Source organism: Nocardia sp. NPDC003345, from assembly GCF_053589395.1.
Genome location: NZ_JBSFRU010000241.1, coordinates 1 through 9981 on the forward strand (window position 1 = coordinate 1; position 9981 = coordinate 9981).

The window sequence follows — 9981 nt, forward strand, 5'->3', positions numbered from 1 at the left end:
GGGGCGACCTGCGGCTGGAAACCTCCTACGGCGAACTGCAGGTCGGTATCCGGCCCGGCAGCGCGGCGTGGCTGGAGGTGAACGCCACCCACGGAACCGTGCGGAACCTGATGGGGCCGGTCGATACCGAGTCCGCGGACACGGTCCGGGTCCAGGCCCGCAACTCCTACGGCAATGTCGTGATCCGCCACACCGCCGCCCTCGCCCGGACCGAGGGGTAGCCGATGCGGATCGTCGTCGACCGGGAGCGCTGTATCGGCTCCGGTATGTGCGTTCTGACCGCCCCCGACGTATTCGACCAGGACGAGGCGGACGGCCGCGTACTGACCTCGACCGGCACGCCGGTGCCCGAGCGGGAACCGGCCGTCCACGAGGCCGCCCAGATGTGCCCGGCCGGCGCGATCATCCTCCGTGCCGGCTCCTGACCCACCCCGCCACGAAAGGAACTCCGATGACCGAGACGATTTCCGTCCCGCAGGGCCTGCCCATGGATCGCGATGCCGGTCCCTTCGACCCGCCCCGGGAGATCACCCGGCTGCGCGGGGCGCGCCCCGTCAGCCCGCTGCGCTTCCCCGACGGGCACGACGGCTGGCTGGTCACCGGCTACGAAGCGGTGCGCGCGCTCATGGCCGACACCCGTTTCAGCTCCCGCCAGGACATCGGTGTCCTGCACGTCCCCTACGAGACTCCCGGCATTCCCGCCGCCACCGAGCCGTCCCCGCAGATCCCGGGCCTGTTCATCGCCATGGACCCGCCGGATCACACCCGGTTGCGGCGCAAACTCACCGGCGCCTTCACGGTGCGGCGTATGAAGATGCTCGAGGAACGCATCATCGAGATCACCGAGCGGCAACTGGACGCGATGGCGCGCCTGACCCCGCCCGTGGATCTGGTGCAGGAGTTCGCGCTGCCGGTGCCCTCGCTGGTGATCTGCGAACTGCTGGGCGTGCCCTACGAGGACCGGGAGACCTTCCAGACCAACTTCGAGAAGTTCCTGATCAAGGACCAGGAACTCGCGGAGAAGATGGCCGTGATCGGCGCCTTGAACATGTATCTGGCCGGACTGGTCACCCGCAAACGCGCCGAGCCCGGCGAGGACATCCTCTCCGATCTCGCCCGCGACGAGGATCTCACCGTCGAGGAACTCACCGGTGTCGCCTTCCTGATGCTGCTCGCGGGCCACGAGACCACCGCGAACATGCTGTCGCTGGGTACTTTCGCGCTCCTGGAAAATCCCGCGCAGCTCGCCGAACTGCGCACCGATCCGGAACTGATGCCCGACGCGGTAGAGGAACTCATGCGCTACCTGTCGGTGGCCGATATCTTCTACCGCTACGCCACCGAGGACATCGAACTCGGCGGGGAGACCATCCCCGAGGGGTCCACGGTGGTGGTCTCGCTGCTGGCCGCCAACCGCGACCCCCGGCGCTTCGAGGATCCCGACACCCTCGATGTCCACCGCCGGGCCCGCGGCCATCTGTCCTTCGGCCACGGCGTCCACCAGTGCCTCGGCCAGCAGCTGGCCCGGATCGAGATGCGGGCGGGTTTCGCCGGGCTGCTGCGACGGTTTCCCACTCTGGCGCTGGCGGTTCCGGCCGAGGAGGTGCCGCTGCGCACGGATATGAACATCTACGGTGTGCACGAGTTGCCGGTCACCTGGACCGACACGCAGCGGTAGGCCGCGCGGGTTAGTCGCGGAGTCGGGCGAGTTCGCCCGACTCCGCGCGCATCGCGGCGCCGAGCCGCCCCAGCGCTTCCAGGAAGGGCTCGTGCACCGCCCGCCATTCCGGCGAGCCCGACCCGGCGGGCCCCACCACGACCGCCCGGGCGATCAGTGCCTCTCGCATATCCCGGAGCCGATCGTAGGCCGGCCGGGCATGGTCGCAGACGCCCTTCGGCGCGATCAGTTCCAGCTCGTACATCGCCGCGACCAGCTGATAGGAGCGAAACGCGGTGGTCGCCTCGGCCCGGGACAGCGGTGTCGGCGCGTCGATCGCCAGAGCCTGCAGGGCATTGTCGGTCTGCGTCAGAGCTGTCAGGAACCGCACATAGACCTGACGCCGGGTGTCCTCGACCCGTGCCGCGCGTTCCCGCCGCGCCCGCAGGGATTCGACCAGCATCGTGGAACCCGCCCCGAGGAACGCGCCGCCCAGTGTTCCGACTACCGCCACCCACTCCAGTGCCACCCCGTCACTGTATCCAGCACAACGATTTTCGAGGCCGGGAGCGGGCTCTACGCGTTGGTCACCGGCTCCAGCCATAGGTTTTGGTGACGTGCACCGCCAGATCTTCGATGGTCATCATCTCCGGGTGGCTGTAGTAGATCAGCTCGAATCGGCGCTGCCGCCACGATATCGGGTCCGTCCGCCCGTTATCGCTGGTGTCGCAGAGGGTTTCCAGCCGATCCAGATCGAACGGTTCCTTGCCGCGTGCGTGCGCGTCGGCCTTCACGGCTGCCAAGCGTTCCATCTGTGACAGATCCGCTCTTTTCCATACCCCTGCCGCGAACCGGCGCGCTTCCTCGAGGTCCAATGACACTCCCTACTTGCCCGTGGGCCCCGGTCCACCCGGAACACTGGTTTAGCCACGAGTAGTTCTGGGTACCAGGTTACGTCTACGCGCCCGGAGGCGCATCGTCGCCGTCTCGGACCGGACACATTCGCAGGTCCCGGGCATCAGGCCGGAAACGATGAACTGATACCGGCGCTGCGGCGCTGCAGTTGCCGGAACGGGCGGGCGGGCAGAATATTTCGCCACACCCCGATACATACCCCTCCAGTATGCAGGGTCCGCCCGGCGCGCAGGGACAGGGCGTGGATACCGGCCATCGCGAGGTGCGGACCGTGGCTCAGTTCCGCCAATCCCGGCCCGCGTCCGGCCCGCGCTCCGCGCGCAGGAAACCACCGCGGTCCACCACCGGGACCCCGTCCTTCAGGACCAGCAGGATCTTGTCCGGATCGCCCAGCGAATCGATATCGTCGAGCGGGTTGCCCGCGGCCACCACCACATCGGCGGTCTTACCCGCTTCCACCGTGCCGAGACGGTCTTCGAGTCCGCACAGGCGGGCGGAGGTGCGCGTACCGGCGACGATCGCTTCGGCGGGGGTGAGTCCGCCGAATTTCACCAGCAGGCCCAGTTCGGCGAGGTTGGTGCCGTGGTCGGGGCTCAGCCCGGCATCGGTTCCCACCGCGATCGGGATTCCGGCGGCCACCGATTCGCCGATGGCACGGTGGGCGACCTCGTGCCAGTGCACGCTCTTGCGGTACGCCGCCGGCGAGGTGCGGTGCGGGTCCAGGTCGTGCATGGTCTCCAGCAGCGTCGGCACCAGGTAGGTGCCCTGGCCGGCCATCCGGCGCCGGAGTTCGTCGTCGAGGGCGTATCCGTGCTCGATACTGCGCACCCCCGCCTCGACCGCCGCCCGGATACCGGCGTACCCGATGGCGTGCGCGGCGACCGGTATTCCGCCGTAGGCACTGCCCTCCTCGACCGCGGCGCGGATCAGATCGGGATGCAGGCCCAGCCATTCGGGCCGGTCGTTCGGGCTGGTGACGCCACCGCTGGAGGCCACCTTGATCACATCGGCGCCGAGTGCGATGAGGCGGCGGACCGTGCGGCGCATCTCCTCGACGGTGTCCACCCGGTACGACGGGGCCTCGGCCGCGGCCAGATAAGGGGTGGGGTCGAACCCGGAGCGGAGGGTGAAATCGGCGTGCCCGGCGGTCTGGCTCAGCATATCGATCGCCACCAGCAGCCGCGGACCCTCGATGAGGCCGTGTTCGATCGCGTCCCGGAATCCGGTGTCGATACCCATGAGGTCGCGCGCGGTGGTGACGCCGTTGTGGAGAGTCACCCGGAGGCGGTCCAGTACGGCGAGGGTGCGGTAGGAGGCCGGCTGCGTGAGGCCGTCGTAGAGCGTGCCCTTGGTACCGGGAAGCGCGAAATGCACATGGCAGTCGAAGAATCCGGGGCAGATGGTGTGACCGCGCAGGTCGACCGGTCGCGCGTCGCCGGGATCCGGGGCCGCAGCACGCGGGCCGGCCCATACGAAGGCGCCGTCGCGGATGAGGACCGCCGCGTCGGGTACCGGCTCGCCGCCGTTGCCGTCGATCAACCGGGCGTTGCGCAGCAGCAGCGCGGGCGCCGGTGTGTTCATCGCGCGGCCGGGAGCCGTAGCGCCACGCCGACACCGAGATCGAACCAGGTACCGGCGGGTGTCTCGGTGATCCGCAACAGGACTCGGGAACAGTGCGCGCAGCGCGCGACCCGGCCCGGGCAGCGGGTATAGACGAGGGCGGTGGCCAGCGGTGCGGTGTGCCCGCAGAAACCGCACCGGCAGTCGTGCACGGTGATATCGACCGCGAAGATCTGCGACAGCGGTCCGGCCAGGGCGTTTCCGTCGAGATGGCCGGCGCCGGACGCGTCCGGGCCCGGATCGTATGAGGTCGGCACTGTCACCCTCCGCTCGGTCCGAAACGTTCGGTGCGCACCGCGGCCGCGGCGTGCCCGCCGGCCACCAGCAGCGCGGCGGCCGATTCCACGAAACCCGTGGGCCCGCAGACATAACAGGTGGTGTCCGGCCCGGGCGGTAGCCCGCCGGACCTCAGATCGGCCGCGGTGAGCCGCCCGGGCGGCCGTTCGGACCCGGTGGGCGCCCGGCGGGTGTAGACGTAACCGATCCGTACATCGCCCGGTCCGGGCCCGTCGAGTTCGGCGCCGTAGTACCGCAGATCCGGATCACGCAGGGAGTAGATCAGGCGCAGAGGAGCGTGACCGCCGGCCACCCGGTACGCCCGCAGCATCGCCATCAGCGGGACGATCCCCGCCCCGCCACCCACCAGGAGTACCGGGCGATCCGCCGGTTCCCAGACGAACCACCCGCCCACCGGACCGCGCACCTCGACGAACGCGCCCACCGGGAGATCGTCCACCAGATACGAGGACACCTCGCCGCCGGGCACCCGCTGTACGGTCAGTTCGATATGGTCACCGTCGGCCGGTGCGGCCAGGGAGTAGCTGCGCTCGGCGTGATAACCGTCGGGCGCGGTGAGCCGCACGTCCACATGCTGACCGGGCAGATGCCCCGGCCAGCCGGGTACCCGCAGGGTGAGGGTGCGCGCGCCGGGGGCCTCGGAGCGCGCGAGCACCAGTTCCGCCGGCAGCCGGCGCGGCGGCGTACTCAATCGTCGCGGTAGCGCTGTTCGCGCCACGGGTCGCCGTAGTCGTGGTAGCCGGCCGACTCCCAGAACCCCGGTATCTCCTCGTCGAGCAGCGTGATCCCGCGAACCCATTTGGCCGATTTCCAGAAGTACAGATGCGGAATGAGCAACCGGGCCGGACCACCGTGTTCCGGATCGAGTTCGCGACCGTCGAAACTGTGCACCAGCCAGGCCCGGCCACCGGTGAGATCCTCGAGCGGCACATTGGTCGTGTAGCCGCCGTGCGCCCGGATCAGGGCGTAGTCGGCCTGGGTCTCGACCTCCTCGAGCAGGGTGTCCAGCGAGACCCCCTGCCAGTCGGTATCGAGTTTGGTCCAGCGGGTGACGCAGTGAATGTCCACGTGGGGAGTTTCCTGCGGCAGCGCCCGGAACCGGGCCCAATCCCAGACCACCTCGGCACCGGTTTCCCCGACGATGGTGAAGGTCCAGTTGTCCGGGCGGACCACCGGTGTGGGACCGGCCGAGAGCACCGGGAAATCCTCGGTGAGGTACTGGCCCGGCGGTAGCCGGGTACCCACGGCGGCGTCGCGGCGGCGTCCGCCGAAGCCCGGCGAGAATTCCGGCATCCCTGTCTCCTGTCCAGGAGTGCGGTGCGAGCATTTCCGGCACGGTCACGGCCAGTAGCCGACAGTTAGCCAATATTCAGTGCCGGGCGACGGGTGTCAAGCAGGGCACACCTCGCGGGTCGCTACGAGGGGCATTCGGCCGCTTCGCCGGTGACGGCGGCGATGACCTCGGCCTGGAACCGCGGGCACTCCGTGAAGTCCTCGTAGCGGCAGGTGAGCACATGCGCGATGAGATCCTTGGAGGTACGGATCCGGGCGATCTGCGCGTCCAGGGCGGCCAGCTGCGATTCCAGGATGCGGCGGCGGCCGCTGCCGTCGCAGGCGTCGAGTAGGTCCGCGGTCTCGGCCAGGGTCAAGCCGATCTGTTTGCTGCGCAGGATCATCGCCACCCGCGCCAGCTGGGCCCGCTGGTAGCGGCGGCGCCCGCTCACGCGGGCAGCGGGGACGAGCAGGCCGACCGACTCCCAGTGCCGGAGCACATGGGGCGCGAGGCCGAAACGGCCCGCGATCTCGCCGATCGAAAAGGTCGCGCCGTCCGGCTCGGCGGCAGGGTCCGGGCTTGACTTCATGTTCACATTAACTTGCACAGTGGGGTGTGGCGTCAACCCGCGCCCGGACCCCGAGAGGTGACAGATGGATACCGGCACACCGGCCGAGCTGTGGAACGAGCGCTACACCCGGGCGTTCGAGTCGTACGGCACCGACCCCAACGATTACCTGCGCGAAGTCGCGGACCGGATCCCGGACGGCCCGGTCCTGTGCCTGGCCGAGGGCGAGGGCCGCAACGCGGTACACCTGGCCGGGCTCGGATATCCGGTCACGGCGGTGGACCTCTCCGACGTCGGCCTGGCCAATGCCCGGCGCCTCGCCGCGGAACGCGGGGTCGCCCTGGACACCGTCGTCGCCGATCTCGCCACCTACGAGTTCGGCGAATCACGCTGGGCGGGCATCGTCTCGATCTGGGCGCATGTACCGTCCGCCCTGCGCCCGCGCCTGCACGCGTCCTGCGTCCGGGCCCTGCGCCCGGGCGGAGCGTTCGTGCTCGAGGCGTATACGCCGCGACAGCTTGCCCGACCCGGTATCGGCGGTCCGCCGGACGCCGACGCGCTGCCGACTCCCGCCGAGCTGTCCCGGGATCTGGCCGGGTTGCGTATCGAGCACTGCCGCGAAGTCGACCGCGAGGTGTCCGAGGGGCGATACCACCGGGGTCCCAGCAGCACGGTGCAGGTCCTGGCCTTCAAAGAGCGCTGACGGAACGGGGCCGCGCCGCGAGGACCGTCGCGGGCCCTGTCAGCGGGTGTCTGCCCGGCCCCCGCCGGCGGGTGTGTAGCGGATCGACCAGCCGCCCTCCCAGCTCGCACCGGGATCGAGGTGGCGCAGGCCCTCCCCGGAGTTCAGGGCGTCCGGCGGCGCGGTCATCGGTTCCAGTGCGACGGCGATACCGCGGCCCTGCGGGCGCGGGAAGTTCGGGGCCGTGAACACCTGGAGGTAATGCCATCCCGGCTCGTGGACCAGCGCCACCGAAGACCCGTCCGGCGCGGTCAGCCGGGCGGCGACACCCGGTTCGACACCGCCGAAGGGGGTATCGAGTGCCAGCTCTGCCAGCGGCATTCCGGCGCGCAGATCGTAGGGCGTACCCGCGACGGGATGCGCCGCGACCGGGTTCATCCGTGAGTCGAGTTCGTAGTAGGTGTCCGCGGCCACGGTCAACGTCAATTGCGCCACCGGGAAGTCGCCGACCCGCAGATACGGGTGTGCCCCCACCGCGTACGGCGCGGGGCGGTCACCGTGGTTCGTCACGCCGTGTGTGACGGCCAGACCGTCCGGTCGCAGGTCGTAGCGCACCCAGGTGTCGAGCAGGAACGGCCAGCCGTGCTGAGGCGGGACGAGTGCCCCGAGGGTGACCGAGGCCGCGGAACTCCGGCGCACTTCGTAATCGGTATTGCGCAGCAGCCCGTGGATCGCGTTCGACCGGGACACCTCGGTGATATCGAGCAGCTGCGGTTTACCGTCGAGCGTCCACACGGCATCGCGAACCCGGTTGGGCCACGGCACCAGCACGATGCCCGACGCCATCGGCGGCGGCGCACCGGCCGCCAGGGGTTCGGTCACCGCGACGCCGTCGACGACCAATCCGCGCAATACGGCGGCGACGGTACCGATCTCGGCGCGGACCCCGCCCGACTCCAGGACGATCGAACGGCCGGTGGCGCCGGGCCCGGCAGACGTGGAACCGGACGCGGTGGGCTCGGAAGCGGTCACTCCCCCACCCTAGAGTCCGCCGACCGGCGGGCACCGCGACCCGGCCGGGCAGCGAGCCGCCGGTCCGGACGGACGGACTACCGGGCGGCCGGACGGACGGACAGGGCGTGCCGAAAGACCTCGCCCGCGTCCCATTGCGCCTTGACCCGCTGCAACCGCGGATAGTTCGGGCCGTAGTACAGGGTCGACCAGGGTGTTCCGGAGGTGTTGTGGACCGGATCGGCCAGATCCGGATCCGGGTAGTTGATATAGCTGCCGCCGTCGCGTTCGCCCGGCACCGGCACGCCGCCGGTGCCGTCGTAGAGCTCGCGGTAGAGGCGGCGGGCCACTCGGATATGCCGCTCGTCGTCGATGGGGAGCCGCCAGGCCGCGTGGATGAGCATCTTCATGAACGAATCGCGGGCCGGCATCGCCGTGGCCTCCGGGGCCTGCGCGTTGATCGCCCCGCCGAAAGGCAGGAATTCCAGCGCGGATTCGCCGATGAACTCCGGGGCGGCGAGATTGCGGAAGCAGGCGCGCAACTGGTCGTCGGTGTAGGGCCGCCGTAGATAGGCGGCCTTCGTCTTGACCCGCGGCGGCATATCCGTGCCCGGATAGTAGGTGTTCGCGACGGTATCGGCGTAGCTCGCCTCCACCACCGGGTGCACCAGCGCGCCGGGCAGTACCCCGGCGGTCACGGTATCGACGAATTCCCGTATCCGGTCGCGCGCGCCCGGGTCACCGCTGCTCTCCAGGATGAGCATCTCGCCGGCGCCGGTGAGCCGTGGCCGGAACTGCACGGGTGCGTACAGTCCGGCGAAGGGGTCACCCGGATCCCGGTGGGTGTCGTAGAAGCCGAGATAGTTCCGCATGAAACGGATGAACGAATCCTCGGTGGTCAGCGGAAAATCGAGCCGGGCGGTGAGTACCGTCGCCGGTGGCCTGGGCAGCGCCGCTTCCGGGGCGCGCCCGTCGGAATCCCGCGAACGCAGCAGAAAGCGGGTCACCACACCGAAATTCCCGCCGCCCCCGCCGGTATGCGCCCACCACAGATCCCGGTTCGGTCCGTCGGCGGTCGCCGTGGTCAGGTGCACCGCACCGTCGGCGGCCACGGTGGCGACCTCCACGCCGTACAGATGGTCGGCCATCAGCCCGAACCGCCGGGACAGCGGGCCGTATCCGCCGCCGATGATATGGCCGCCGGCACCGACCGCCTTGCAGATACCGCCGGGCACCGTCACCCCCCAGCGGGCGAGTCCGGCGTACACATCGGCCATGGTGGCTCCCGGCCCGACCGCGAAGGCGCGATGTTCAGCGTCCCAGCCGATCTCGCGCATCCGTTTCAGATCGACGATCACCTGATTGGCGGGATCGTCCACGAAACCCTCGAAGCAGTGCCCGCCGGAGCGCACCGCGATCCGCAGTCCCTCGTCCACACCACGCGCCACCGCGCGCCGCACCTCCTCGGCGGTGACGGGTAGGTGAAAACGCTGCGGCCGGGCCACGAATCGCCGGTTGTAGCCGCGTAGCGTCAGGGCGCGATAGTCGGCCCCGCCGGCGACGGTGGGCTCGGCGCGGGCGGCCCCCATCCCCGGGGCGCCCAGGGCAGCGGTCAGTGCGGTGGTGGCGAGGAAACGACGGCGAGACAGTGGCATCGGAATTCCCTGGTGCGGCGGCACGATCGGCACCCCACCCTAGCCGCGCGGCGGAGGTCTCCCGAGCCGAAACGCGGACGGATCAGATCAGATTCGTGATCCCGCGGACAGTGAACAGCGCACCGAAACCGAACAGCACCCCCAGACCGAGTCCACGACTGTGCGCCATGATCCAGGTCTCCGCCCGCTCCAGACCGGCGCGGGCGCGCTCTCCCAGCGCCAGGTACACCCCGATCGGGATCAAGAAATCCAGCGCCGCGGCCACGAGCAGCGCGCAGGTCGCCAGCAGTGCCCGGCCCGGCC

The 9981-nt window shown here is 70.0% G+C and carries 12 protein-coding genes and 2 pseudogenes; 4 read left to right on the forward strand and 10 right to left on the reverse strand.

Annotated elements, in window-relative coordinates:
* The 3 genes and pseudogenes from ACWDU1_RS22935 to ACWDU1_RS22945 all read left to right on the forward strand — a co-directional run.
* Positions 1-221: pseudogene (locus tag ACWDU1_RS22935) on the forward strand (hypothetical protein); the annotation flags it as partial.
* Positions 222-224: 3 nt separating this feature from the next.
* Complete coding sequence (locus ACWDU1_RS22940; RefSeq protein WP_450001388.1) at positions 225-425, forward strand: ferredoxin; 201 nt, start codon at positions 225-227, stop codon at positions 423-425.
* Between the two features lie 26 nt (positions 426-451).
* Complete coding sequence (locus ACWDU1_RS22945; RefSeq protein WP_450001389.1) at positions 452-1678, forward strand: cytochrome P450; 1227 nt, start codon at positions 452-454, stop codon at positions 1676-1678.
* A 10-nt stretch (positions 1679-1688) separates the two neighbouring features.
* Here the strand turns inward: ACWDU1_RS22945 and ACWDU1_RS22950 are convergent, their stop codons facing one another.
* The 7 genes from ACWDU1_RS22950 to ACWDU1_RS22980 form a co-directional block, all read right to left on the reverse strand.
* On the reverse strand, positions 1689-2186 hold the full coding sequence (locus ACWDU1_RS22950; protein WP_450001391.1) for a hypothetical protein: 498 nt from the start codon (positions 2184-2186) through the stop codon (positions 1689-1691).
* 58 nt (positions 2187-2244) lie between these two features.
* Positions 2245-2469 (reverse strand): hypothetical protein, encoded by a 225-nt coding sequence (locus ACWDU1_RS22955; RefSeq protein ID WP_450001393.1) that lies wholly within the window; start codon positions 2467-2469, stop codon positions 2245-2247.
* Positions 2470-2848: 379 nt separating this feature from the next.
* Positions 2849-4153, reverse strand: coding sequence for an amidohydrolase family protein (locus ACWDU1_RS22960; RefSeq protein ID WP_450001394.1), 1305 nt, complete (start codon positions 4151-4153; stop codon positions 2849-2851).
* Complete coding sequence (locus tag ACWDU1_RS22965) at positions 4150-4449, reverse strand: DUF6510 family protein (protein WP_450001396.1); 300 nt, start codon at positions 4447-4449, stop codon at positions 4150-4152. The genes ACWDU1_RS22960 and ACWDU1_RS22965 overlap by 4 nt, the downstream gene beginning before the upstream one ends.
* A gap of 2 nt (positions 4450-4451) precedes the next feature.
* A complete protein-coding gene (locus ACWDU1_RS22970; RefSeq protein ID WP_450001397.1) occupies positions 4452-5180 on the reverse strand; it encodes an FAD-binding oxidoreductase in 729 nt (242 codons plus the stop codon).
* Entirely contained in the window at positions 5177-5782 is a 606-nt protein-coding gene (locus ACWDU1_RS22975; RefSeq protein WP_450001399.1) for a sulfite oxidase-like oxidoreductase, read from the reverse strand. Before ACWDU1_RS22975 ends, ACWDU1_RS22970 begins: the two co-directional genes overlap by 4 nt.
* A gap of 122 nt (positions 5783-5904) precedes the next feature.
* Positions 5905-6351 (reverse strand): helix-turn-helix domain-containing protein, encoded by a 447-nt coding sequence (locus ACWDU1_RS22980; protein WP_450001401.1) that lies wholly within the window; start codon positions 6349-6351, stop codon positions 5905-5907.
* A 64-nt stretch (positions 6352-6415) separates the two neighbouring features.
* On the opposite strand from ACWDU1_RS22980, the gene ACWDU1_RS22985 reads away from it, so the two are divergent.
* Entirely contained in the window at positions 6416-7033 is a 618-nt protein-coding gene (locus tag ACWDU1_RS22985) for an SAM-dependent methyltransferase (RefSeq protein WP_450001402.1), read from the forward strand.
* Positions 7034-7072: 39 nt separating this feature from the next.
* Here ACWDU1_RS22985 and ACWDU1_RS22990 read toward each other — a convergent pair whose 3' ends face one another.
* The 3 genes and pseudogenes from ACWDU1_RS22990 to ACWDU1_RS23000 all read right to left on the reverse strand — a co-directional run.
* On the reverse strand, positions 7073-8044 hold the full coding sequence (locus ACWDU1_RS22990) for an aldose 1-epimerase family protein (RefSeq protein ID WP_450001403.1): 972 nt from the start codon (positions 8042-8044) through the stop codon (positions 7073-7075).
* Between the two features lie 77 nt (positions 8045-8121).
* Positions 8122-9678, reverse strand: a complete 1557-nt coding sequence (locus ACWDU1_RS22995; protein ID WP_450001405.1) for an FAD-binding oxidoreductase — start codon at positions 9676-9678, stop codon at positions 8122-8124.
* 82 nt (positions 9679-9760) lie between these two features.
* A pseudogene (locus tag ACWDU1_RS23000) lies at positions 9761-9981 on the reverse strand (GAP family protein); the annotation flags it as partial.

Coding starts and splice junctions, on each gene's coding strand:
- ACWDU1_RS22995 (WP_450001405.1), bottom strand. CDS start 9,678: ATGCCACTGTCTCGCCGTCGTTTCCTCGCCACCACCGCACTGACCGCT.
- ACWDU1_RS22985 (WP_450001402.1), top strand. CDS start 6,416: ATGGATACCGGCACACCGGCCGAGCTGTGGAACGAGCGCTACACCCGG.
- ACWDU1_RS22960 (WP_450001394.1), bottom strand. CDS start 4,153: ATGAACACACCGGCGCCCGCGCTGCTGCTGCGCAACGCCCGGTTGATC.
- ACWDU1_RS22940 (WP_450001388.1), top strand. CDS start 225: ATGCGGATCGTCGTCGACCGGGAGCGCTGTATCGGCTCCGGTATGTGC.
- ACWDU1_RS22975 (WP_450001399.1), bottom strand. CDS start 5,782: ATGCCGGAATTCTCGCCGGGCTTCGGCGGACGCCGCCGCGACGCCGCC.
- ACWDU1_RS22980 (WP_450001401.1), bottom strand. CDS start 6,351: ATGAAGTCAAGCCCGGACCCTGCCGCCGAGCCGGACGGCGCGACCTTT.
- ACWDU1_RS22945 (WP_450001389.1), top strand. CDS start 452: ATGACCGAGACGATTTCCGTCCCGCAGGGCCTGCCCATGGATCGCGAT.
- ACWDU1_RS22955 (WP_450001393.1), bottom strand. CDS start 2,469: ATGGAACGCTTGGCAGCCGTGAAGGCCGACGCGCACGCACGCGGCAAG.